This is a genomic window from Streptosporangium fragile (assembly GCF_039534445.1).
In the GTDB taxonomy this organism is placed as follows: Bacteria; Actinomycetota; Actinomycetes; order Streptosporangiales; family Streptosporangiaceae; genus Streptosporangium; species Streptosporangium fragile.
Genome location: NZ_BAAAVI010000050.1, coordinates 1 through 22224, shown reverse-complemented (window position 1 = coordinate 22224; position 22224 = coordinate 1). Strand labels below are relative to the sequence as shown.

Genomic DNA, 22224 nt, shown 5'->3' with positions numbered 1-22224 from the left:
GCCCATCGGTTCGCTCGCTACGCTCGCTCACAGGTCACGCACCTTCTGACGGCGGACGATGTGGATGAAGAACGGGGCGCCGATCAACGCCGTCACGATGCCCACCTCGACGTCTGCGGGGCGCGCCACCACGCGGCCGACGACGTCGGCGGCGGTGAGCAGCGACGCGCCGACCAGGGCGGAGAACGGCAGCAGCCAGCGGTGGTCCACGCCGACGAGCAGACGGCACGCGTGCGGGACGACGAGTCCGACGAAACCGATCGGCCCGGCGACGGCTGTCGACACGCCGCACAGCACAACGGCGCCGAGGGCGGCCGTGGCCCGGATGACGGCGACGCGCTCGCCGAGCCCGGCCGCGAGTTCGTCGCCCAGGGCGAGCGAGTTCAGCGCCCGCGCGGACAGGAGACACACGGCGAAGCCGACGGCGAGAAACGGCAGGACGTGCCCGATGCGTTCGTAGGACGCACCGCCGACCCCGCCGATCTGCCAGAGCCGGAAGCTCCCGGCGATGTCGTTGCGGGGCAGGACGACGGCGCTGACGAGGGACGCGAAAGCCGCCGACGTGGCGGCGCCGGCGAGCGCGAGTTTGAGGGGCGTGGCTCCGCCACGCCCGAGGGATCCGACGGTGTACACGAACACGGCCGAGACGGCGGCCCCCGCCATCGCGACCCAGATGTACCCGGTCGGTGACGTGAGCCCGAAGAACGCGACGGCGGTGACGACGGAGAGCGACGCGCCCATGTTGACGCCCAGGATCCCCGGGTCGGCCAGCGGGTTGCGGGTCACGCCCTGCATGACGCCGCCCGCGAGGCCGAGCGCGGCGCCGATGACCACCGCGAGCAGGGTGCGCGGTATCCGCTTGGTGACCGCCGCCTGTTCGAGGGAGCCGTCCGCGCCACCGAGGGCGGCCCAGACGTCGGACCAGGCGACGTCGCGCGAGCCGAGGGCGACGGAGGCCAGCATGAGCACGGCCAGGACCAGGACCGCGACGAGCAGCCACAGGATCCGGACACGCGCCGGACGCCGCACGAGGGCGGCGTCCGGCAGGCGGCCGGTGTCGGCCGACGTCACTTGACCTTGTCCGCTGCCTCGGCGAGCGCCTTGACGTAGTCCTCCAGCACCCACGAGATCGACAGGGGGGTCGGGTTCGCGGCGGTGCCCAGGGGCGTGCTGCCGGGCAGGAGGTACACCGAACCGCGCTCGATGGCGGGGATCTTCGACAGCAGCGGGTCCTTGCGGAGCGTCTCGAGCAGTTTGCCCTTCTCATCGCCGTATCCGGTGATGATGTCGACGTCGTCGAACAGGTCGACCTGTTCCGCGCTCCGCGTCAGGGCGAACTTGTCCGTGCCCTCGGACGCCTTGGTGATGCTGCCCGGGATCGTCATCCCGAGGTCCTGGAAGAACAGCGTGCGGGTGTCGTGTGTCGTGTAGAAGCCGACCTCGCTCACGTCGTTGGGGTCGACGTGCGTCATGAACATCACCGACTTGCCCTTGATCTGCGGGTACTTCGCGACAACCTCGTCGATGTCGCCCTCGATGTCGGTGATGAGCTTCTCGCCCTCGGTGGCGAGCCCGATGGCCTTGCTGTTCATCCGGATGATCTCGCGCCACGGGGTCGCCCACGCGGCCTCCGGGTAGGCCACCACGGGAGCGATCTTGCTCAGGGTGTCGTAGTCCTGCTGGGTCAGGCCCGAGTAGGCGGCCAGGATCACGTCCGGCTTCGTGTCGGCGACGGCCTCGAAGTCGATGCCGTCGGTCTCGTTGAACAGGACGGGCGTCTTGGCGTTGAGTTCCTCCAGGCGCTTCTCCACCCAGGGCAGGAGCCCGTCGCCGTCGTCGTCGCCGAAGTTCGCGGCGGCCATGCCGACCGGGACGACGCCGAGAGCCAGCGGTGCTTCGTGGTTGGCCCAGTTGACCGTGGCCACCCGCTCCGGCTTCGCCTGGATGGTGGTCGTCCCCAGCGCGTGCTCGATCGTCATGGGGAAGGCGCCGGAGTTGCTGCTCGTGCTGCTGCTCGCGCTCTCACCCTTGGTCTCCGACGGGCCGCCACAGCCCGCGATGCCCAGCAGGACGGCCGCCACGGCGAGGATGCGAAGGCTGTGTGAACGCTTCAATCCGTACTCCGGTTTCAGAATTCCGCTGGTGCCGGCCCCCGCACGCTGGATCGCGGTATGCGCCCGTGGAGCGGTACACCGTACTGCCGCAAGCTCCCGACCTAGTTAGGTAAGGCTTGCCTTCTTTTGAACTTTAGGAGAAATGACTGAGTTGTCGCAATCAATCTTTTGAGACACCTGTTGTCGAGATCGGGACACGGAGGCCGGACCACGGACCTTCGGTGGCGCGTGTGCGGGGACAGCGATACGTCCGCGAGACCTGCGCCGCGTGGGAAGGCAGGCTTCGGCCGTCCCGGAGCCTCAACGCGCCCGGAACGCTCCCGGCGTCAGCCCGGTCGTCCGCCGGAAGGCCGCACCGAACGCGCTCGCCGAGCGGTAGCCGACCTCCTCGGCCACGACGTCGACCTCCCAGCCCCGGGTGAGCAGCGCGACCGCGTGCTGGGCGCGCACCGCCGCGACCCAGCGCGCGAAGCTGGTGCCCGTCTCCGCGTTGAAGGCACGGGTGATCGTGCGGGCGCTCACGCCGAGGTGGGACGCCCAGTCCGCCAGCGTCCGCTGATCGCCTGGATCGTCCCGGACCGCGTCAGCGATCGGACGCAGCAGGTCGGAGGTGGGCATGTGCAGGAGCAGTTCGCGCGAGGAGGGGGTGAGCACGTCGAGCACCATCGCCTCGGTCACCGCCCGCGAGCCGGAGGGCAGCTCCGTGTCGGCGAGCCGCTCCAGCAGCAGCCGGAGCAGCGGGGTGATCTCGACGCCGACGGGCGTGGGAGAGATCGAGGTCATGGTGCCGAAGCCGAAGAAGTTGGCGCGGCACCAGGTGCCGGCGATCGCCGAGCCGGAGTGCAGCGTGCCCGCGGGCATCCACAGGCCCAGGGCGGGGGTGACCGTCCAGACCCGCGCCCCCACCACGGCCGTGGACGCGCCCCGCTCGTTCCAGAGCAGTTCGTGGAAGGGGTGGGAGTGCTCGTTCCAGGTGGTGTCGTGGGCGATGGTCTCGCTCCAGCTCAGGATCACGAACGGCATCTCGACCGGCCCCGCCGCGAGGGCGGGCAGCGTGCGGGTTTCCCTGGTCATGGGAGGACACGGTCGACACGGTCGACACAGTGCGGCACGAGCGACATTCCCCCACCTTAGTACTGCGCCGACAGGTCGGTGCCTTGAGAGGAACCGCTGGTCACGGCGCCGGCTCCGCCCGAACCTGACCTACGGGCCGTAGGCGTGGCCGCTCGCCGCGTCCGCTGACCGCCGGACGTCTCACGGACGCCCGGCGGGGGCTCCCCGGCCTGCGGAGATCTCCACCCGCCCCGCTGGTTAGGCCCGCCTTATATTTGGGTGGTGAATCCTTCTGAGATCCGTACGGTGGGGACCGAGGCCGAGCTCCGGGAGATCATAAAAGAGCCGCCGCAGACCGCCTGGGACAAGGACATCGCCCGGATCGACGAGCACGCGCGCACGATCATCGCGCACTCGCCGCTCGTGCTGCTGGCGACCTCGAACTCGGACGGGACCTGCGACGTCTCCCCCCGAGGGGACCCCGCCGGGTCGGTGCTGGTCCTCGACGACCACCGGCTGGTGCTCGCCGACCGGCCCGGCAACCAGCGGCTCGACAGTCTCCGCAACGTGCTGCGCAACCCCCGCGTCGGACTGCTGTTCATCGTGCCGGGGATGAACGAGACCCTGCGGGTGAACGGGCGCGCGGCGCTCGTGGCGGACGCGCCGTTCTTCGACGACCTGGCGGTCCAGGGCAAGCGGCCGCGGCTGGCGGTCCTCGTCGACGTCGAAGAGCTGTACATGCACTGCGCGAAGGCGTTCCTGCGCTCCTCGCTCTGGAAGCCCGAGACCTGGCCGGACCGCAAGAGCCTGCCCACGCTCGGACGGATCGCCAAGGACCAGATGGGCCTCAAGGTTCCCGCGAAAGTGATCGACGCGGGGCTCGCCCTGGACGCCAAGACGAACCAGTACTGACTTCCGGCGCGCCCCACCGGAGGCCATGGGCCGCGACGGCGTCCGGCCCGGGCGCCTACCAGGGGGTGCCGATCGGGCGGTGCCGCTTCGTCCTCTGGCGGGCCGGTGCCCGGCGGCGACGGACCATCATCGCCTCCGCCAGGTCTTCCAGGCGGCCGTCGGCTCCCGGAGCCCTGGTCGGGGGGCCGATGGTGAACATCCGGACCCCTGCCATCCGCGCCGCCTCCGCGCCTACGGTGACCACATCGCTGTGGCACAGCAGGAGATCGACTCGGCTGTCGACGAGCACGCGCATGGTCTCGCCGACCGTGAGCAGCGGACTCACCGGTACGACCGCAGCTCCTGCGGCGAGGACGGCGTGGTGCGCGCAGGGGAACTCCGCCGTGTCCGGGCACAGGAGGGCGATTCGGTCGCCGCACCCCAGGCCGAGCCTCTTCAGGGCCGCGGCCTGGATTCGCACCCGGTACCGGGTTTCCGCGTTCATCTCGCCTGCCATCAGCGGGTCAGTCTCGCTGGACCAGGACGGCGACGCCCTGCCCCACGCCGACACACATGGTCGCCAGGCCGTTCCGGGCGCCGGTGCGGTTCATTCGGTGCAGCAAGGTGGTGAGAATGCGTGCGCCCGAGCAGCCGAGCGGATGGCCGAGCGCGATGGCCCCGCCATCGGTGTTGACCCGGTCGGGGTCGATGTCGAGTTCCTGCACGCAGGCGATGGCCTGGGCGGCGAAAGCCTCGTTGATCTCCGCTGTGTCGATATCGCCGACGGCCCGGCGGGCGCGGGACAGCGCCCTGCGGGTGGCCGGGACCGGGCCGAGGCCCATCACGTCGGGATGCACACCGGCCGCTGCCCCCGCGACGTAGCGTCCGAGCGGTTCGAGTCCGAGATCCCCGAGCGCCTGCTCGCTCACCAGCAGGAGCGCGGCGGCGCCGTCGTTCATCGGGGAGGCGTTGCCCGCGGTGACGGTGCCGTCCGCGCGGAAGACGGGTTTCAGGGCGGCCAGGCGCTCCGCGGAGGTGTCCTCGCGGATGGACTCGTCGGCGGTCACCGCGGAGCCGTCGCGGCGCTCGACCGGCAGGAGTTCCGCGGCGAAACTTCCGTTCCTCTGGGCGGCGGCAGCCCGCTGGTGACTTCGCAACGCGAACGCGTCCTGCCGCTCACGGCCGATGCCGTACCGCTTGGCGACCTCCTCCGCGGTCTCGCCCATGGACAGGACCCCATGCAGATCGGCCATGCGGGGATTGGTCAGCCGCCAGCCGAGCCGCGTGTCGTGTGTCTGGAGAGTGTGCGGGAGGGGGTCGTCGGGCCGGGGCAGCACGAACGGCGCACGGCTCATGGATTCGGAACCACCGGCGACCACGATGTCCGCCTCGCCGGCGGCGATGGCACGGGCGGCGCTGATCACTGCCTCCATCCCGGAGGCGCACAGCCGGTTGACGGTGACTCCGGGGATGCTGTCGGGCAGGCCGGCGAGCAGGACGGCCATCCGCGCGACGTTGCGGTTGTCCTCTCCGGCCTGGTTGGCGGCGCCCCAGTAGACGTCGTCGATCCGGATCGGGTCCAGTGTCTTCACCCCGGCGACCAGGCCGCCCAGGGTGGTGGCCGCCAGGTCGTCCGGGCGGACGGCCGACAGTGAGCCGCGCAGTCTGCCGATGGGAGTACGGCGGGCGGAGGCGAAGTAGACGGGGCGCATGAAGGTTCCCTTTCAGCTGGCGGGTGATGGCTCAGGTGAAGGCGGACACGCCCGTCAGGGCGCGGCCGATCAGCAGCTTGTGGACCTGGCTGGTCCCCTCGTAGAGGGTCATCACGCGGGCGTCCCGCAGGTATTTGCCGACCGGGTATTCGTCGATGTAGCCGTAGCCGCCGAAGACCTGCATGGCGTCGTTGGCGGCGCGTACGGCCGCCTCGCTGGCGTACAGCTTCGCCATCGACGACTCGGTGGCGAACGGCAGGCCCCGGTCGATGTGGTCGGCGACTCGCCATACCAGCAGCCGGGCCGCGTCGACGTCCACCGCGATGCCCGCGAGCAGATCCTGCACCAGCTGGTGGGAGGCGATGGGCTTGCCGAACTGCTCACGCTCCCGTGCGTACGCGACCGCCGCCTCCAGGCATGCCCGTGCCAGGCCCACGCATCCCGCGGCCACTGACATGCGGCCCTTGGCCAGCGCGGCCATGGCGATCGAGAATCCCTTGCCCTCCTGGCCCAGGACGGCGCTCGCGGGGACGCGTACGGCATCGAATACCAGTTCGGCGGTGGCCTGCCCGCGCAGGCCCAGCTTGCCGTGCAGTTCCCGGCGTTCGAGACCGGAGGAGTCGGTCGGCACCAGGAAGGCGGTGATGCCCCGGTGGCCGGGTTCGCCGGTGCGGGCGAACACCAGGGCCACGTCTGCCCAGGTGCCGTTGGTGATGAACATCTTGGAACCGCTGATCACCCAGTCTTCTCCGGCACGCTCCGCCTTCGTGGTGAGCGCGGCCGCGTCGGACCCGCTGCCGGGCTCGGTCAGCGCGAAACATCCCAGTGCGCTGCCGCCGGTGAGTGCGGGCAGCCACCGGCGCTTCTGTTCCTCACCGCCGTAACTGTTGATCGACTTGGCGACCAGGCCCAGCGAGACCGACACTATGCCGCGCACCGCCGAGTCGCCCCGGCCGAGTTCTTCCAGCACCAGGGCATAGGTCAGGTGGTCGCCCTCGGAGCCGCCGTACTCCTCGGGGATCGTCAGGCCCAGGAAACCGAGCTCGCCGAGCTGGCCGACGATCCTCCGGTCGACGGATTCGACGCGGTCCCAGCCTGCGGCGTGGGGGGCGATCTCGTTGTTGACGAACTCGGCGGCGAGCTGCCGTACCGCGATCTGCTCCTCGGACAGTTCCAGGTTCATGACCCACCCTAAAACTAGCGTTGCAAGTTTCAGCTGGATGCTAATCCAGATAAACTAGCGACGCAAGTTTTGGAGGGTCGGTGATCGAGCCGGGAAACCGGTGGCCGTTCCGACCGCGATCAAGGGAGGTAGCGCTGTGGGGCGACCACGCCGACCGTTGCTCAGCCGGGACCGCATCGTGGCCGCCGCACTGGACCTGGTCGACGCCGAAGGGCTCGAGGCCGTCTCCACGCGGCGGCTGGCCGCCGAACTCGGGGTAAGCGGACCGTCGCTCTACAACCACGTGGCGACGAAGGAGGAACTGATCGACTCCGTCGTCGACGCGGTCCTCGGTGAGGTCGACACATCGATGTTCACCCGGCTCGGGGCCGATGATCAAGACTGGCGCGCCGCCCTGGCCGCATGGGCGGAGTCCTACCGGGCCACGCTGGCCGCGCATCCCAACATCGTCCCCGTCGTCGCCCAGGGGCCGGGCCGCCGTGCCAACGCCCTGCGCATCGCCGACGCCGTGTTCGGCGGTCTGGTCGCCGCCGGGTGGCCTCGCCGGGAGGCCACCCGGGTAGGTGCGCTCATGCGGTATTTCATCACCGGTTCTGCGCTCGGTTCCTTCGCCGGGGGATTCCCCGACGACGCCACCGTGTACGAGGGGAACTATTCGCACCTCGACCAGGCGCACCTGCTGGCCGACCGGCAACAGGAGATCAACGAGAGCGCCTTCGCGGCCGGCCTTCAGGCTCTTCTCGACGGGCTCGAACTGCGCTATCGCGCCATGAGTGGATCGGGCCGCGACGCGGGGACCCGGGTGCCCTGAGAGGAGTCGCGTCTCACTCGCCGGTCCAGATCGGCGCGCGTTTCTCGGCGAAGGCGCGAGCGCCCTCCTGGGCGTCGCGCGAGGTGAAGACCGGAGCGGTTATCTCCCGCTGCCGGTCGAAGGCCACGCCGGACGGCCAATCCCGTGACTCGACGATCACCTGCTTGGTGACGCGGACCGCCAGCGGCCCGTTGGCCGCTATCGCCGCGGCCAGTCGCCGGGCCTCCGCCAGCGCCCCTCCCACCGGTGTCAGCCGGTTGACCAGCCCGAGCGCGTAGGCCCGTTCCGCGGTGAGGAAGTCGCCGGTCAGCGCGAGCTCCATGGCGACGTGGTACGGGATGCGACGGGGCAACCGCAACAGGCCGCCGCCGGCCGCGACGAGCCCGCGCCGCACCTCCGGGAGGCCGAACTTCGCGTTCTCCGCGGCCACCACGAGATCACCGGCCAGCGCCAGCTCGCAGCCGCCCGCCACCGCGTACCCTTCGACGGCGGCGATCAGCGGCTTGCGGGGAGGAGCCTCGACCAGACCCGCGAAGCCGCGACCTTCTACATACGGGCGCTCTCCGCGCAGGAACGCCTTGAGGTCCATGCCGGCGCAGAAACCGTTCCCCGCCCCGGTGATGATCCCGACCTTCAGGTCCGGGCGGGCGTCAAGCTCGTCCACCGCGGCCGCGATGCCTTCGGCGACGGCGCGGTCGACGGCGTTTCGCGCCTGCGGCCGGTTGATCGTGATGACGGCGAGGCCGTCATCATATTCAGTGATCACTTCGTTGCACATCGTTCTCTCATTCGGTCGGTCGGTGTCGTAGGCGGGCGGCACCGGCGTGATGCAGGTGCCGTTGTCCGGTGTCACCGGTCGTCACGCCGACCGGCGTCGCTCGATCGCCCCCCGGTCGTCCAGGAGTAGAAGCCCTGGCCCGTTTTGCGGCCGAGGAAGCCGTTGCCGACCTTCTCGCGTAGCAGCTGCGGCGGTGAGAACCGGTCACCGAGCTCACCGGAGAGGTATTCGGCGATGGCGAGCCTCACATCGAGCCCCACCAGGTCGGTGAGGCGCAGCGGGCCGATGGGGTGGCGATAGCCCAGGACCATGGCGCTGTCGATGTCATGCGGGTCCGCCACGCCCTCCTCCACCATCCGGATCGCCTCCAGACCGAGGAGCACCCCAAGACGGCTGGTGGCGAATCCGGGACTGTCGCGGACGACGATGGGGGTGCGCTGCCACACCTCACTCCAGCTCCTTGCCAGCTCCACGGTCTCCGGTGCAGTCCGCTCGCCGGTGACGATCTCGATCAGCGCCGACTTGGCCACCGGGTTGAAGAAGTGCAGCCCGAGGAACCTACCGGGGTCGTGGACGGCGCGAGCCAGCCGGCTGATCGCGATGGAGCTGGTGTTGGTGGCGATGATCGCTTTGGACGCCGCCCGGCCGGCCGCGGCGAGCACTTCCGCCTTCAGCTCCGCATCCTCCGCTACGGCCTCGATGACGAGCTCCGTCTCGGGAGGGATTCGCCTGATGTCCGTGGTCGTTTCCAGCCGCGTGAGCGCGCCGGCGGAGTCCGGCCACTCCCGGCGGACGCGTTCCGCGGCACGATCGGCGGCCGCCCGGTCGACTTCGATCAGGGTCACCGCGCTGCCCGCGACGGCCATGAGGCCGGCGATGCCGCACCCCATCGTGCCTCCGCCGATGACGGTTACCTTACGTGGGTGATCGGTCATGTCTTCTCCATGTGTTCGGGCCACTGCGATTCCCCGGTCGTGAGGACGGACGCCCCCCGAGGAGCGATCCGGTGTTGGAACAGGCGCCGGACGAGGTAGATCACCGCGATTCCGGCGGGCGCGATCAGCCCGAGCCCGAGCTGGCCACGGGAGTCGGGCAGGATGAGCATGCCGACGGCCACCGCCACCAGCAGTGCGAGCGTGAACCAGCTCAGATACGGATGAGCCCACATCCTGACCGGCAGGGCCCCGCCTTCGCGCTCGATGAGCCGGCGCAGCCGTAGCTGGGAGATCGCGATCGCGGCGTATATGACCAGCGCGACACTGCCCGCGGCGTTCAGCAGGAATGCGAACACGGCTTCGGGCGCGAGGTAGGCCACTGCGACCGCCAGCCAACCGGCGAGCGTGCTGAGCAGGATCGCGCGGATCGGCGTGCCCCGGGTCGTGGTCCTGGCCAGGGCGCGGGGGGCCTCCTGCCATGCGGTGAGGGCGAAAAGCATGCGGGATGCGGTGTAGATGCCGGCGTTGAGGACCGACAGCACGGCGGTCAGCACGATGATCTGCATGGCGAGCGCAGCCCCGGGAATGCCGAGACGCTCCAGGAGGGTTACGAACGGGCTCGCGTCCGCACGGATCGCGTCATAAGGGACCAGTAACACGATGAGGCTGATCGAGCCGACGTAGAAGATGATGACCCGCCAGACCACCGTGGTGGCCGCGCGGGCGACGGCGCGGACCGGGTCGGTGGCCTCCGCTGCGGCGACGGTGACGATTTCCGAACCGAAGTAGGAAAAGACCACAACGGTGATGGCGCTCAACACCCCGGCGGCACCCGCCGGGGCGAGCGAGCCGCCACCGATGGCGAGACCGTTGACCTGCTGCCCGGGCAGCACGCCGAACAATCCGGCAACCGCGATTCCCAAGAAGGCCACGATGGCCACGACCTTGACGGCGGCGAACCAGAACTCGGCCTCACCGAAGCTGCGCACGGAAAGCAGGTTGACCACGCTCATCACGCCCATGACGGCGGCGGAGACGACCCACAGCGGGATGTCCGGGAGGAAACCTCCGATGATCTCCGCTCCGGCTATGGCCTCAAAGGCCACCACGATCACCCAGAAGTACCAGTATGTCCATCCGATGATGAACCCCGCCCCGTTGCCGAGGGCGAGCCGGGCGTAGTCCGAGAACGATCCCATCGACGGCCGCGCGGCGGTCATCTCGGCGAGCATGCGCATCACCAGAAGGAGGATCAGCCCGCCCACCGCGTAGGCGAGGGGAGCCAGTGCTCCCGCTGTGCGGATCACCGCGCCGGAGCCGATGAACAAGCCCGCCCCGATGACGCCACCCAGGGCGATCATGGACAGGTGACGTGGCTGCAAGGCCCGCCGCAGCGTCTGTGGGGAATTCGCATCGATGTGGTCTGGCAAGTTTCGCCTCCTCCGGTACGGCCAGCGCAGCCTCGGGTGGCCGGCCGCGGATCGAAACGCGCGGGAATGGCCCTCGGAGGGCTCACCTGGGCGACTGTGACAGCGAGGAATCGGTCAGCTCATGGCCGCGGTCCGGCGGGCCGGGCGCCATCGTCCGTCGCTCGGGTTGCAGCCTAAATGATTCGATCGATCGATACAATAGTGGTTTGACCATGTACAGCCCGGAGCGGTCGCCGGCCCGCAGGTACGGGTGATCGACGATGTGTGCTTCCCGAAGAGGGAAAGATGCCGGCAGGGGTGGCCCGCCGATGGCGCGGGACGCTGGGCAGGCAGTCCGGCGGCCGGGTGCCGATCAGCCGGCCGCGCCCGTAGCGGATTCATGCCCGGAGGGCGGATCGGACGCCGGTCACAAGGCCCGGCGAGAGGAGGGGGCGGCCGCCCCCTCCTCAGGGCTGGAGGAACCGTGTGGGTTCGCCGATGTCCAGGTCTGCGCGCCGTACCGGGCGACCGTTCTCCGATGCACGCATCAGGCCCAGGCCGCCGTCTGCGTACGTACGGCACAGCTCGCGCAGGCCGAGATCACCGCTGGGCTGGAACCAGTGGGACACCGCGGTGCACATCTCCAGCAGACCGATGGTCAGCGCCTTCGGATGCGAAACGGTGAACACCCCGGTGGCGACGCCCTCCTCCACGGTGGTCCGCCACACGCTCTCGTAGGCGTCACGGATGCCGACCACGCGATCGCGGCGCTCGCCGGACAGAGCGCGCACCTCGGTGTCGCTGACGATTTTGGCCAGGCGGTCGGTGACGTGCTCCCACACATGCTGCTCGATCAGCATCGCCAGGCGCTGACAGGGCGTGTCCAGCGTGTGGTACGCCTCATCGGCGGCGCGCTTGAGCGGCTCGGTGCTGGTGAACATGATGTCCATCAGCAGGTCGTCCTTGCTGCCGAAGTGGTGGTAGAGCGAGGACAGGGTGACGCCGGCCCGCGTGGCGATGTCGCGGATGCCCGTCCCGTGGAAGCCCCGCTCGGCGAACAGTTCGATGGCCGCCGAGCGGATACGGCGAGGCGTCTCCGCCGCTTCTGCGGCACGCGTGCGCGGCATCGTAGGCTCCTACCCGGTCATGAGGCTGTCTCCTGTCGACTGAACCTACATGATCACGATCGCTGCTGCGGTCACCCGGCCATGGTCAGGCCGCCACTGACGGACAGCACCTGGCCGGTGACATGTGCCGGAGCCGCGGCGAAGAAGGCGACCGCCTCGGCGATCTCCTCCGGCCGGGCAAGGCGCCTGTTCGGGGTGGCGCGAACGATCGCGTCCATGGTGGCCGCGGCCCGCTCGTCCTGCTTGATCTCTTCAAGCAGAGGGGTGTCGGTGGGGCCGGGGCACACGCAGTTGACGGTGATGCCGTGGCGCGCGGTCTCTCTGGCGATGGACTTGGTGAACGCGATCGTGCCGCCTTTGCACGCGGCGTACACCGCCTCGCCGGAGGAGCCGACGCGCCCGGCGTCGCTGGCCACGTTGACGATACGCCCGCCGCCGCGCGCGACGAGCCGCGGAATGGCGAGATGGGTGGCGTTGAACACCCCCTTCAAGTTGATGTGGATGAGCTTGTCCCACAGCGATGGGTCAGTGTCCGTGAATCGCTGCACGTGATCCCAGCCGGCATTGTTGATCAGGAGGTCCAGACCGTTCAGACGGATGCAGGCCGCCTCCATGGCCTCGCTGAGAACGGTGTAGTCGCCGACGTCGGCGGTCACCGCGAAAGCGCCGGGCACCTCGTCTGCGAGTGCCCGCGCCGCTGCCGCGTCGAAGTCGACGATCGCGACGGACGCGCCGGACGCGCCGGACGCGGCGAGTCTGCGAACGATCGCGGCGCCGATCCCTTTCGCACCGCCGGTCACGATCGCGGCGACGTTGTGAAACGGGGACTCGTCGTTGTGCGGGTGGCTGTTCTGAGAATCGTTGCTCATCATGGAGACCTTGTCGTCGAGGGGTCGGAAGGCGGCCGGCATCTGCGGCCGAGGTCAGTCGCGGCTTTCCCGGTCGAATGCGGAAGGGCTGACGCCGCGTGACTTGAGCACGTGCTTTTCGATCTTCTCGGTCGGTGTCTTGGGTAGTGGGCCGGTGAACTCGACATACCGGGGCACCATGTGGCGCGGGAGATCCTTCTCGCAGTAGGCGAGCAACTCCCGCGCGTCCAGTTCGGCGCCCGGCCGAAGCGACACCACGACCATCACGTCTTCTTCGGTGAGTTCGCTCGGAACTCCGAACGCCGCCACCTCCAGCACGGCGGGGTGCCGGCTGATCACCGCTTCGATCTCCAGCCCGGAGATGTTCTCACCGCGCCGACGGATCACGTCCGCTCCCCGGCCGACGAAGTAGAAGTAGCCGTCTTCGTCGCGATGGGCGAGATCTCCGGTGTGGAACCACAGGTCGCGCCATGCCTCGGCGGTGACCTCCGGCATGCCGAGGTACTCGCTCATGATCACGTGTGGTTCGAGGGGCCGGATGCAGATCTCCCCAACCTCGCCGCTCGGCATCTCGAATCCGTCGGAGTCCAGAATCTTGACGTCGAAGGGGTGGACGGGGCGGCCGCAGGAGCCGGGACGACGGGGCTCGCCCGGGCGGTTGTACAGCACGATGCCCGTGTCGCTGAGGCCGTACACCTCGACGAGTTCGACACCGAACCTGCGCTCGAACTCTCCGGCCCACTCCGGTAGCGGAACGCCCCAGCCGAGCCGGGCCGGGTTGTCCGCGTCATCGGCTGCCGGCTCCTGCTTGTGCAGCATGGTCAGGGTCGCGCCCATGAAGTCGAAAACGGTCGCCTGATAGTGGCGTACCTGTGCCCAGAACCGCCGCACCGAGAACCGTTCCACCAGGGCCGCGGTCGCGCCCAATACGAACGCGGGAGCGACGGTGAAGACAGCCGCGTCGGCGTGGAACAGCGGGAAGGGGCAGAACAGGACGTCGGCCGCGGTCAGGCCGAGCTGCTCGGTGAAGATCTCCGCTTGCCGGAGCACGTACCGATGGGGCAGCACACAGGCTTTCGACCGGCCGGTACTGCCGGATGTGAACAACAGGATGCTGGGATCGCCGGCACGGGTCTCGTGACGCGGTGCGGGGATCGGGTGCTCCGTCAGATCCGCCCATGGCCGGACGGGAACGGCGCCGGGCCGCGGACCGGCGTGGCCCCGGACGAAAACCGTACGCAGGTTTCCGGCCTTCGGCAGCGCTTCTTCAAACGCCGGCAGGAACCGCTCGTCGACGATCGCGACTTCGGCCCCGCACATCCGCAGCGCGGTCGCGAGCCCGTCGCCGAGCAGCGCCGTGTTCACCGGCGCGGCGACGGCTCCGATCCGGCCCAACGCCAGCCAGGCGACGACGAACTCGATGCTGTTCGGCAGGACGAAGGCCACGGTGCTTCCCGCACGTACGCCGTTTTCGGCGAGGCCGGCGGCGACCAACCGAACCTGCGCGGCCAGTTGACCGTAGGTGAGCGTCTCGTCCTCGACCCGCAGCGCCGGATGATCGGGCTGGGTCCGCGCGTGTCCGTCGACGAAATCGCTGAGCGTGCGCGCATCTTTGATCATCGTCGTGTCCCTTTCTCCGCACGGCGGGCCGCGAACTCCCGCAGGCTCGTCTCGGCCGCGTTGCCACGTCGTGCCTTTCCCACGGCCACCGCCTCCCGCTCCAGCGCCCGCACGATGGCCTCGTTGTTCGCATCGCTCAGCAACCGCCGGGTCAGGCGGACCGCCTGCGACCTGCCCGCCAATTCTTCGGCGAGGGCGATGGCCCGGTCCAGCACCTGCTCGGCGGGCAGCGCTTCGCTGATCAGGCCGGCCGTCAGCGCCCACGCCGCGTCGTAGGTCCTCCCGGTGAGCACCATGTCGCGTGCGCGTCCGTGCCCGACGATGGACGGCAGCAGCACCGAGGCCGCGTTCGTGCACACCAGGCCCCACGCCACCTCCGGGCAGGCGAATACGGCGTGCTGGGCGGCCACTCGCAGGTCGCAGGCCAGTGTCAGTTCCAGCCCGCCCCCCATCGCCGCGCCGTTGATCGCGGCGATGCTCGGCTTGTCCGACTCGAGCAGCGTCCTGGTGACCTGCTGGAGCAGTCCGATGGTCTCGTCGAACGCCTCAGCGTCGGTGCCGGCGGCCTCGGACAGATCGTCACCCGAGCAGAACCCGGATCCCGCACCGGTCAGGACGATGACCTCCGTCTGTTCACGCCGCTCCGCCTCGATCAGCGCGTCCCTGAGATCGCACAGCATCTGGCGGGACAGCGCGTTTCGCACCTCGGGCCGATTCAACGTCACCACCGAGGTCGGCCCTCGATGGTGGAGCACTACGCGTTCGGTACGACCGTCTTCGGCCGCGATACCGGATTCAAGCGTCATGAGGGTATTGTATCGATCGATCGATACTTAGCAAGGAGGATCATGGACCGTTACGCGGGCTACCAGCGGCTGGACGTGAGCCGGCTGTCGGACGGTGTGCTGAAGGTGACCATTCACAACCCCGGTCGCGCCAACGCGCTCGACGCGGTGGGACACGCGGAGATCACCCGGATCTGGCGTGACGCCGAAGCCGACGAGCGGGTACGCGCCGTCCTGGTCACCGGGGCCGGCAACACGTTCAGCGCCGGCGGTGATCTTCACTGGGTGCAGAGCCTCGCCGATGACCCGCAGGCGAGGATCGCCGGGCTGCGCGAGGCCCGGGAACTCGTGACCAACCTCATCGAGTTCTCCAAGCCTGTCGTCTCGGCGGTGCGGGGAGCGGCGGTCGGAGCCGGCCTCGTCGTGGCGCTGCTCGCCGACGTCTCCGTGGTCGCCAGGAACGCCCGGCTGATCGACGGCCATACGAAACTGGGCGTCGCCGCCGGCGACCACGCGCCCCTCATCTGGCCGCTGCTGTGCGGGCTGGCCAAGGCCAAGTACTACCTTCTCACCTGCGATTCGCTGGACGGCGCGGAGGCCGAGCGCATCGGCCTGGTCTCACTCGCGGTGGACGAGAGCGACGTCCTCGACAAGGCCACCGACATCGCCACCCGGCTTGCCGGCGGTGCCCCCACCGCCCTGAGCTGGACCAAACAAGCCCTCAACTCGTGGCTCCGGGCGGCCACCCCGCACTTCGACGCCGCGCTCGCACTGGAGTTTCTGGGGTTCGCCGGACGGGAGGTGCAGGAGGGCATCGCGGCGTTCCGGGAGAAGCGCGCCCCCGTGTTCCAGCGGGCCGAGGAGGCATAGGGCCCGGAGGTGCCGGGTTGCGCGCACGGACGTGGGATGAGTTTCCCCAGCCGGATAGCGTGGTGCGGGGAGATGAGGACGGCCGTCGCGTGATCCTTCGAGTGCGAAGTTCAAGATCGAAGGAGAACAGGAGCGATGGCCGTGCCCGACAGTGTGGACCCTGCTGCCCGGCTGGCGAAGCAGATCGAGACCGGGGATCCGGATCTGTTGCGATCCATGGTGAAGACCACGGCCGAGGGCGGCGCCGGCTGGCCGGCCTTCCTCCGCTCCCTGGTCGCCCGCGACCTGTCCGGGGTGCAACCGGTCGTCTCCGATGCCCGCGCCGGACCGGTACAGGCGGTTGACGTGGCCCTGCCGGGCGCCTCCTGGCAGCGCTGACGTACGCGCTACCTGCTCACCACGGTGCCGAAGTCCGTCCAGCCGTGGGTGGCCACGCTGGTGCGCACCGTCTTCGACCAGCCTGCCGCCGCGGCCGCGCACGCCCGGGTCGTCAAGGCGCTGGAAGCACCGGCCGGGAAACGACGGGATCCCGCCCGATCGAGCCGATCGGACGGGATCCCGTCAACTACCTGCAGGCCATTTCAAGAACGGCCCTGAGGTGGAGCTATGGGGATTCGAACCCCAGACCTCCTCCATGCCATGGAGGCGCGCTACCAGCTGCGCCATAGCCCCTGGTCACCGCTTCGAGTTCTCTCTCAGCGGCGCTCCGGAAGCATATAAGGAGACCGACATGTTCACCTAATCGACGACCATGCGGCCCGTACCCGTCACCCGGGTACGCATGGCACGGTGCGTGAGGTCACTCCTGTGTGACCTCGGGGCTGTCGTCGCTGTGGACGGGCTCGGGGAGAGTCCCGGCGTTGTGCTCCAGCAGGCGCCATCCCTTGCGCCCCTCCTCCAGCACCGACCAGGAGCAGTTCCCCAGCCCGCCGAGGGCGGGCCAGATCTCCTGCGGCAGGTTCATGAGCTTGGCGATGCCGAGCCGGATGGCCGCGCCGTGCGAGGCGACGACGAGCAGCCCGTCGGGCTCCAGCCTGGCCGCCCAGCGGCGGATGGCCGACGACACCCGCTCGGCGACGTCGGCGACGTCCTCGCCTCCCGGCGCCTCCCAGGCGGCGAACTCCCGGGGCCAGCCGGTGGAGATCTGCTCACGGGTGAGTCCCTCCCACTCACCGCCGCCGCGCTCGCGCAGGTCCTTGTCGACCGAGACGCCCAGACCGGTGATCCGGGCCAGCGCCGAGGCGGTGTCGTAGGCCCGCTGGAGATCGGAGGATACGATCATGTCGGGACGCAGCGCGGCGAGCAGGGAGGCCGCACGGCCGGCCTGCGCCAGGCCGGTCTCGTCCAGCGGGATGTCGCTGTGGCCCTGGAAGCGCTGCTCGACGTTCCACAGCGTCTGGCCGTGCCTCAGGCAGACGACGCGGCGACTCACTCGGGTACCGCCTCGCCGCGGGCGCGCTGGGCGGCGACCTGGGTGACGCTGTCCGGCAGGGCGATGGAGGGGCAGTCCTTCCACAGGCGCTCAAGGGCGTAGAAGGTGCGGTCCTCCTCGTGCTGGACGTGCACGACGATGTCGATGTAGTCGAGCAGGACCCAGCGGCCCTCGCGCTCGCCCTCACGGCGGACGGGCTTGGCGTCGGCCTCGACCCGCAGCCGCTCCTCGATCTCGTCGACGATGGCGCGGACCTGACGGTCGTTGGTGGCGGAGCAGAGCAGGAACGCGTCGGTGATGACGAGCTGGTCGCTCACGTCGTAGGCGAGGATGTCGTCGGCCAGCTTGTCGGCCGCCGCCTCGGCGGCGATCCTGATGAGCTGGATGGATCTGTCAGTTGCTGTCACGGTATGGGTCAGTCCTCCTTAGTCGGCACTGTCACCTATTAGGGTGCCCGATTCGGCGCTCGTTGAGGAGCCGCCACTTGAACAACACCTGTCGTGTGCCACCGGATTCCGTACCGCGAACGAATCAGCGGCCGGACCAGGGGGGCTCCGCGCCGGGGACAGCGCCCGTCGATGCCCGGGGACGCGCCGGACCGGGTCTGCGACACTCGGTGATCACACCGGCCGGCCCGCGGATACGCATTTCATGTGATTCACGTGAATGATAGCGAACTCATCGTTCTCCCCACGCGCCCCGGCCCGCCCGCGGCGCCAGGACGGTACAGGTTCGCGGCCACACCGGTGATCACCACGCGCTCCGTCCCCCTGCGCCGGGACGGCGTCCCCCGGGCCGCGGGCGAGAGGTGGACACGGAAGACGCGCGTTCTTTCCGCGGGGACCTCGAACTCGCATACCGCGGACCAGCCGAGGCGCTTGTAGAGGCGGACGGCGGCGACCGCCCCGACGGCGAGCTGGGCGCGGCCATCGACGAGCACTTCGGCTCGTTCGAGGCCTTCCAGAAGCAGCTCACCACCGCCACCGCCACCGTGCAGGGCTCCGGCTGGGGCGTGCTGGCCCGGGAACCACTGGGCCGCCGCCCGGTGGTCGAGCAGGTCTACGACCACCACGGCAACGTCGGCATGAACACCACGCCGCTGCTGGTCTTCGGCGCCTGGGAGCACGCCTACTACCTGCAGTACCGCCACGTGCGCCCCGACTCCGTCGAGAAGCTCTGGTCGTTGATCGACTGGAACGACGTCATCGCCCGCTACGACGCCGCCCGCGGAGCCTGACCCCAGCGCCGACGGCGCCCGCCTCGTCCGATCCCGGTCCACGGGGCCGGGCGGGCGCCGCGCCCCCCTACAAGCGGGCATCCCAGGGCGATGACGCCGACGACCGGAGCGTCATCATGGGCGCGCTGGCCGCACAGGGCACCGGACTGCGCGTCTGCCGCCGCACCCACGCCTCGGCCCTCATCCGGTACGGCGAGAGCGTCACGACCGTCCGGCATCCGCTGGGCCGCGGCTCGGCCGTCACCACTTCGAACATCTACGCGTATCTCTGGCCCGATGCCGGCGACCGGGCGCGAGCCGCGGTCGATGCCGTCTTCGCCGATGCGCCCGCGACGTGCCCGGGGGCGGAAGGCGAGTGACGAGTACCCCGGTCAGCCCTCCAGATCCCGGTACAGGCCGCGCTTGTTGATGTACTGGACGATGCCGTCGGGGACGAGATACCAGATCGGCTCACCCGCGGCCACCCGCTGACGGCACTCCGAGGACGAGATGGCCAGCGCCGGGATCTCCACCAGGCTGACCTTGCCCTCCGGCAGGCCCGGGTCGTGCAGGACGTGGCCGGGGCGGGTGGCGCCGACGAAGTGGGCGATGGTGAACAGTTCGTCGACATCGCGCCAGCTCAGGATCTGCGCGAGCGCGTCGGCGCCGGTGATGAAGTACAGATCGACCTCGGGCCCCCAGAGCGCGGAGATGTCCCGGAGGGTGTCGATGGTGAAGGTCGGCCCGGGGCGGTCGATGTCAATGCGGCTGACCGAGAAGCGGGGATTGGAGGCGGTCGCGATGACCGTCATCAGATAGCGGTCCTCGGCGGCGGAGACGGTCTTGTCCGCCTTCTGCCACGGGCGCCCGGTGGGCACGAAAACCACTTCGTCGAGGTCGAAGTGGTGGGCGACCTCACTGGCCGCCACGAGGTGGCCGTGATGGATCGGATCGAAGGTTCCCCCCATAACGCCCAGACGCCGCTTTCCATGCCTGGTAACCGCGTTCATCATGGAACGGACCATACGCGTAAGCCGTACAGAGCTTTTAATCACCCCCCGCGCATGGCGGGCGGGCCCGACGTAGCATGCCGGACATGACCACCACCCCGGATCGCAACCGCGTGCAGCTTCCCGGTATCAGCTCACGCGCCTACGAACACCCCGCAGACCGGTCCGCGCTGGTCGCCCTCCGGTCGCTCAGCGGGTTCGACACGGTGCTGAAGCAGATGTCCGGCCTGATCAGCGAGCGCCGCCTGCGCCTGATCTACCTCGCGTCGGCCGTACGCACCAGCGACACGCAGTTCCGTGCCCTGTACGACATGGGGCGCGACGCGGCCTACACGCTCGACCTGCACCGCATCCCCGAGGTCTACGTGCAGCAGAGCCCGCAGGTCCAGGCGAAGGCGATCGGTTTCGACGACCCCTTCATCGTCGTCACCACCGGTCTGCTCGACCTCATGGACGCGGAGGAGCAGCGCTTCGTCATCGGACACGAGACCGCCCACATCCTGTCCGGTCATGCGGTCTACCGCACCATGCTCGACATCCTCACCCGCCTGGCCACGCGCGTGGCGTGGATCCCGCTCGGCTACATCGGCCTGCGCGCGATCGTGGCGGGCCTGGAGGAGTGGCACCGCAAGTCCGAGCTCTCCGCCGACCGCGGCGGCCTGCTCTGCGGCCAGGACCCGGACGCGGCGCTGCGCGCCCTGATGAAGCTGGCCGGCGGCTCGCGCCTGCACGAGATGAACATCGAGGCCTTCCTCGACCAGGCGCGCGAGTACGACACCGCGGGCGACGTCCGCGACGGCCTGCTCAAGGTCCTCAACCTGCTCGGCACCACCCACCCGTTCGCGGTCTCGCGTGTCGCCGCGCTCGACAAGTGGCGCCGCGGCGGCGAGTACGACCGGATCCTCACCGGTGAGTACCCACGCCGGACCGACGACGCGCAGGCGAAGATCTCCGAGGAGGTCAAGGCCGCCGCCCGGTCCTACCGCGAGTCCTGGTCGCAGTCGCAGGACCCGTTCATCGGCGTGCTGCGGGACGTGGCCGAAGGCGCCGTGAACGCCGGAGAGCGCATTTTCAACCGCTTCGCCCGCCGCGACGGTAACTAACGAACACTTCACCAAAAGGTCCGGGTAACCACCCCGGACCTTTTCTCTATGGATCGACCATAAGGTGGCTTTTCCCTATTGTCGTGCCTCTGAGAATTCGCGTGGTCATCGCGCTGACCGCGGCCGGACGACCTCTGGCTGTTCCACACGACGAGCCGGCTGTACGGCTCGCATCCGGCAGGCCTCACCGGCATCCAGAAGGCGTTCCAGAACGCACCGTACGCGAACAAGGACGAGCTGCAGGAGCAGAGACTCGCCGCGCCACCTGCAGACCGACTGTCTGAGCGGTGTCCTCGCCAAGAGCATCTGGCCGTCCTTCGGCCGGACCGCCAAAGACTGGAACGAGCTGCTGGGCCTGCTGAAGGCCAACGGTGACGTCAAGGGCCAGGACCGGACGAGCGGCAAGGGCGCCAACCGCGTCGCCCGGACCAAGCTCGGCTACACCGGTGGCGACCCGGGCGCCTGCAACACCTGGACCGCCGCGCCGTCCAAGGTGGCCTGAGCCCGCGCGGAACCCCCGTCAGACGAGGAAGGCGATCACGCGCACGGCCGCGGAGCACAGGGCGACGAAGCCGCCCAGCACGGCCAGTGCGCGCAGTCCCTCCTTCCGGAGGTCGACGAGCTCGGTTCCGATCCGCTCGATCTCGCGGCCGAGGATGCCACCGCACACCACGCCGAACACGACGCCCGCCACGGCGACCGGGGCGGACTCCATCCACCACTCCGGGGGAAACGAGCCGCCGAGGGCCAGCCACAGCGCGAGGCCGGCGAGCGCCGCCGCGGGCAGCCCCGGCCAGAAGAGCACGGTCAGCGACGAGACGACGAGGACCAGCGGGAAGCTCACCACGCGCAGCGCCATCCGGACCTTGGCCGAGGCGCGCTTCCTGACCAGCCGGTGCCCGAACCAGATCGCCCGGGCCAGCGCGGCGGACACCCCGGTGACGGCGAAGGTGGTCAGCGGCCAGATGACCGTGGCCACCACGCACGGCACGGCCAGCAACGCCAGCAGCAGCAGGGCGCCGTTGCCGGCCGGCAGCGGACCCGGCCTGCCCTCGCCCCCGAGCCGGGCGGCCGAGCCGTCCGCCGGCCTCCCGCGGGCGCCCCGGCGCACGATACCGGACCGCGGCCCCTCGGGAGCGGACCGCCCGCGCGTCCCCTCGCCCGCCGCGGAGGACGACCGGCCCGCCCGAGCACCCTCTGCCGTCGCGGAACGCCCCGCACGCGACACCTCGCCACCCGGCGGGGCCGCCCGCCCGGTCCGGCTCCCCTCGCCCACCCCGGAAGGCGAGCGCCCGGCCCCGGGCGC

At 69.8% G+C, this 22224-nt stretch carries 23 protein-coding genes, 1 tRNA gene and 1 pseudogene; 7 read left to right on the top strand and 18 right to left on the bottom strand.

What is annotated here, in order from left to right:
- Positions 1-27: 27 nt before the first annotated feature.
- From ABD841_RS28095 to ABD841_RS28085, 3 genes are all read right to left on the bottom strand, one after another.
- Positions 28-1071, bottom strand: a complete 1044-nt coding sequence (locus tag ABD841_RS28095) for a FecCD family ABC transporter permease (protein WP_344978100.1) — start codon at positions 1069-1071, stop codon at positions 28-30.
- Positions 1068-2114 carry an iron-siderophore ABC transporter substrate-binding protein gene (locus ABD841_RS28090; RefSeq protein ID WP_344978099.1) on the bottom strand — a complete coding sequence of 349 codons (1047 nt, stop codon included), beginning with the start codon at positions 2112-2114 and terminating at the stop codon, positions 1068-1070. Before ABD841_RS28090 ends, ABD841_RS28095 begins: the two co-directional genes overlap by 4 nt.
- 300 nt (positions 2115-2414) lie before the next feature.
- Complete coding sequence (locus ABD841_RS28085; RefSeq protein ID WP_344978098.1) at positions 2415-3188, bottom strand: helix-turn-helix transcriptional regulator; 774 nt, start codon at positions 3186-3188, stop codon at positions 2415-2417.
- Between the two features lie 261 nt (positions 3189-3449).
- Between ABD841_RS28085 and ABD841_RS28080 the strand changes: the two genes are divergently transcribed.
- The gene (locus ABD841_RS28080; RefSeq protein WP_344978097.1) at positions 3450-4079 is read left to right on the top strand and encodes a pyridoxamine 5'-phosphate oxidase family protein; all 630 of its coding nucleotides are present in this window, start codon (positions 3450-3452) and stop codon (positions 4077-4079) included.
- 55 nt (positions 4080-4134) lie between these two features.
- Here ABD841_RS28080 and ABD841_RS28075 read toward each other — a convergent pair whose 3' ends face one another.
- Genes ABD841_RS28075 through ABD841_RS28065 form a run of 3 tightly spaced genes read right to left on the bottom strand, consistent with a single transcriptional unit; the run spans position 4135 to position 6953 of the window.
- On the bottom strand, positions 4135-4563 hold the full coding sequence (locus ABD841_RS28075) for an AMP-binding protein (RefSeq protein ID WP_344978095.1): 429 nt from the start codon (positions 4561-4563) through the stop codon (positions 4135-4137).
- 19 nt (positions 4564-4582) lie between these two features.
- Positions 4583-5770 (bottom strand): thiolase family protein, encoded by a 1188-nt coding sequence (locus ABD841_RS28070; protein WP_344978093.1) that lies wholly within the window; start codon positions 5768-5770, stop codon positions 4583-4585.
- Positions 5771-5801: 31 nt separating this feature from the next.
- A complete protein-coding gene (locus ABD841_RS28065; RefSeq protein ID WP_344978091.1) occupies positions 5802-6953 on the bottom strand; it encodes an acyl-CoA dehydrogenase family protein in 1152 nt (383 codons plus the stop codon).
- Positions 6954-7089: 136 nt separating this feature from the next.
- Between ABD841_RS28065 and ABD841_RS28060 the strand changes: the two genes are divergently transcribed.
- Positions 7090-7764, top strand: a complete 675-nt coding sequence (locus ABD841_RS28060; protein WP_344978089.1) for a TetR/AcrR family transcriptional regulator — start codon at positions 7090-7092, stop codon at positions 7762-7764.
- 13 nt (positions 7765-7777) lie between these two features.
- Here the strand turns inward: ABD841_RS28060 and ABD841_RS28055 are convergent, their stop codons facing one another.
- From ABD841_RS28055 to ABD841_RS28025, 7 genes are all read right to left on the bottom strand, one after another.
- Positions 7778-8542 carry a crotonase/enoyl-CoA hydratase family protein gene (locus ABD841_RS28055; RefSeq protein WP_344978087.1) on the bottom strand — a complete coding sequence of 255 codons (765 nt, stop codon included), beginning with the start codon at positions 8540-8542 and terminating at the stop codon, positions 7778-7780.
- A 71-nt stretch (positions 8543-8613) separates the two neighbouring features.
- On the bottom strand, positions 8614-9477 hold the full coding sequence (locus ABD841_RS28050) for a 3-hydroxyacyl-CoA dehydrogenase family protein (protein ID WP_344978085.1): 864 nt from the start codon (positions 9475-9477) through the stop codon (positions 8614-8616).
- Complete coding sequence (locus ABD841_RS28045) at positions 9474-10907, bottom strand: amino acid permease (RefSeq protein WP_344978083.1); 1434 nt, start codon at positions 10905-10907, stop codon at positions 9474-9476. The genes ABD841_RS28050 and ABD841_RS28045 overlap by 4 nt, the downstream gene beginning before the upstream one ends.
- A gap of 446 nt (positions 10908-11353) precedes the next feature.
- On the bottom strand, positions 11354-12013 hold the full coding sequence (locus ABD841_RS28040; RefSeq protein WP_344978081.1) for a TetR/AcrR family transcriptional regulator: 660 nt from the start codon (positions 12011-12013) through the stop codon (positions 11354-11356).
- 71 nt (positions 12014-12084) lie between these two features.
- On the bottom strand, positions 12085-12882 hold the full coding sequence (locus ABD841_RS28035; protein ID WP_344978079.1) for an SDR family NAD(P)-dependent oxidoreductase: 798 nt from the start codon (positions 12880-12882) through the stop codon (positions 12085-12087).
- Between the two features lie 54 nt (positions 12883-12936).
- On the bottom strand, positions 12937-14502 hold the full coding sequence (locus ABD841_RS28030) for an AMP-binding protein (RefSeq protein ID WP_344978077.1): 1566 nt from the start codon (positions 14500-14502) through the stop codon (positions 12937-12939).
- Positions 14499-15308, bottom strand: coding sequence for an enoyl-CoA hydratase/isomerase family protein (locus tag ABD841_RS28025; RefSeq protein ID WP_344978075.1), 810 nt, complete (start codon positions 15306-15308; stop codon positions 14499-14501). The genes ABD841_RS28030 and ABD841_RS28025 overlap by 4 nt, the downstream gene beginning before the upstream one ends.
- A gap of 42 nt (positions 15309-15350) precedes the next feature.
- On the opposite strand from ABD841_RS28025, the gene ABD841_RS28020 reads away from it, so the two are divergent.
- Both ABD841_RS28020 and ABD841_RS28015 read left to right on the top strand, forming a co-directional pair.
- Positions 15351-16157, top strand: coding sequence for an enoyl-CoA hydratase/isomerase family protein (locus tag ABD841_RS28020; RefSeq protein WP_344978073.1), 807 nt, complete (start codon positions 15351-15353; stop codon positions 16155-16157).
- 135 nt (positions 16158-16292) lie between these two features.
- Positions 16293-16661 (top strand): annotated as a pseudogene (locus tag ABD841_RS28015) (transposase); the annotation flags it as partial.
- 95 nt (positions 16662-16756) lie between these two features.
- On the opposite strand, the gene ABD841_RS28010 reads toward ABD841_RS28015, so the two are convergent.
- The 3 genes from ABD841_RS28010 to rsfS all read right to left on the bottom strand — a co-directional run bounded on the left by ABD841_RS28010 (position 16757) and on the right by rsfS (position 17996).
- Positions 16757-16829 (bottom strand) — tRNA-Ala (locus ABD841_RS28010).
- Positions 16830-16956: 127 nt separating this feature from the next.
- Complete coding sequence (locus ABD841_RS28005) at positions 16957-17589, bottom strand: histidine phosphatase family protein (RefSeq protein WP_344978072.1); 633 nt, start codon at positions 17587-17589, stop codon at positions 16957-16959.
- Positions 17586-17996: a ribosome silencing factor gene (gene rsfS, locus ABD841_RS28000; protein WP_344978070.1), complete on the bottom strand. Its 411-nt coding sequence runs from the start codon at positions 17994-17996 to the stop codon at positions 17586-17588. The genes ABD841_RS28005 and rsfS overlap by 4 nt, the downstream gene beginning before the upstream one ends.
- A gap of 401 nt (positions 17997-18397) precedes the next feature.
- Between rsfS and ABD841_RS27995 the strand changes: the two genes are divergently transcribed.
- Positions 18398-18826: a Fe-Mn family superoxide dismutase gene (locus tag ABD841_RS27995; RefSeq protein WP_344978068.1), complete on the top strand. Its 429-nt coding sequence runs from the start codon at positions 18398-18400 to the stop codon at positions 18824-18826.
- A gap of 116 nt (positions 18827-18942) precedes the next feature.
- Positions 18943-19185 (top strand): hypothetical protein, encoded by a 243-nt coding sequence (locus ABD841_RS27990; RefSeq protein WP_344978066.1) that lies wholly within the window; start codon positions 18943-18945, stop codon positions 19183-19185.
- Between the two features lie 12 nt (positions 19186-19197).
- On the opposite strand, the gene nadD is transcribed toward ABD841_RS27990, so the two are convergent.
- Positions 19198-19818 (bottom strand): nicotinate-nucleotide adenylyltransferase, encoded by a 621-nt coding sequence (nadD, locus tag ABD841_RS27985; RefSeq protein ID WP_344978064.1) that lies wholly within the window; start codon positions 19816-19818, stop codon positions 19198-19200.
- 74 nt (positions 19819-19892) lie between these two features.
- On the opposite strand from nadD, the gene ABD841_RS27980 reads away from it, so the two are divergent.
- Positions 19893-20918: a M48 family metallopeptidase gene (locus tag ABD841_RS27980; protein WP_425582053.1), complete on the top strand. Its 1026-nt coding sequence runs from the start codon at positions 19893-19895 to the stop codon at positions 20916-20918.
- A 520-nt stretch (positions 20919-21438) separates the two neighbouring features.
- Here ABD841_RS27980 and ABD841_RS27975 read toward each other — a convergent pair.
- Complete coding sequence (locus ABD841_RS27975) at positions 21439-22029, bottom strand: hypothetical protein (protein WP_344978060.1); 591 nt, start codon at positions 22027-22029, stop codon at positions 21439-21441.
- Positions 22030-22224: the final 195 nt, after the last annotated feature.

Bases quoted from the DNA above. Each gene is read 5' to 3' on its own strand.
- ABD841_RS28085 (WP_344978098.1), bottom strand. From the start codon at position 3,188: ATGACCAGGGAAACCCGCACGCTGCCCGCCCTCGCGGCGGGGCCGGTC.
- ABD841_RS28040 (WP_344978081.1), bottom strand. From the start codon at position 12,013: ATGCCGCGCACGCGTGCCGCAGAAGCGGCGGAGACGCCTCGCCGTATC.
- ABD841_RS28020 (WP_344978073.1), top strand. From the start codon at position 15,351: ATGGACCGTTACGCGGGCTACCAGCGGCTGGACGTGAGCCGGCTGTCG.
- ABD841_RS28050 (WP_344978085.1), bottom strand. From the start codon at position 9,477: ATGACCGATCACCCACGTAAGGTAACCGTCATCGGCGGAGGCACGATG.
- ABD841_RS28035 (WP_344978079.1), bottom strand. From the start codon at position 12,882: ATGAGCAACGATTCTCAGAACAGCCACCCGCACAACGACGAGTCCCCG.
- ABD841_RS27980 (WP_425582053.1), top strand. From the start codon at position 19,893: ATGCCGGACATGACCACCACCCCGGATCGCAACCGCGTGCAGCTTCCC.
- ABD841_RS28065 (WP_344978091.1), bottom strand. From the start codon at position 6,953: ATGAACCTGGAACTGTCCGAGGAGCAGATCGCGGTACGGCAGCTCGCC.
- nadD (WP_344978064.1), bottom strand. From the start codon at position 19,818: ATGATGAACGCGGTTACCAGGCATGGAAAGCGGCGTCTGGGCGTTATG.
- ABD841_RS28055 (WP_344978087.1), bottom strand. From the start codon at position 8,542: ATGTGCAACGAAGTGATCACTGAATATGATGACGGCCTCGCCGTCATC.
- ABD841_RS27990 (WP_344978066.1), top strand. From the start codon at position 18,943: ATGGGCGCGCTGGCCGCACAGGGCACCGGACTGCGCGTCTGCCGCCGC.
- ABD841_RS28075 (WP_344978095.1), bottom strand. From the start codon at position 4,563: ATGAACGCGGAAACCCGGTACCGGGTGCGAATCCAGGCCGCGGCCCTG.
- ABD841_RS28030 (WP_344978077.1), bottom strand. From the start codon at position 14,502: ATGATCAAAGATGCGCGCACGCTCAGCGATTTCGTCGACGGACACGCG.
- ABD841_RS28070 (WP_344978093.1), bottom strand. From the start codon at position 5,770: ATGCGCCCCGTCTACTTCGCCTCCGCCCGCCGTACTCCCATCGGCAGA.
- ABD841_RS28025 (WP_344978075.1), bottom strand. From the start codon at position 15,308: ATGACGCTTGAATCCGGTATCGCGGCCGAAGACGGTCGTACCGAACGC.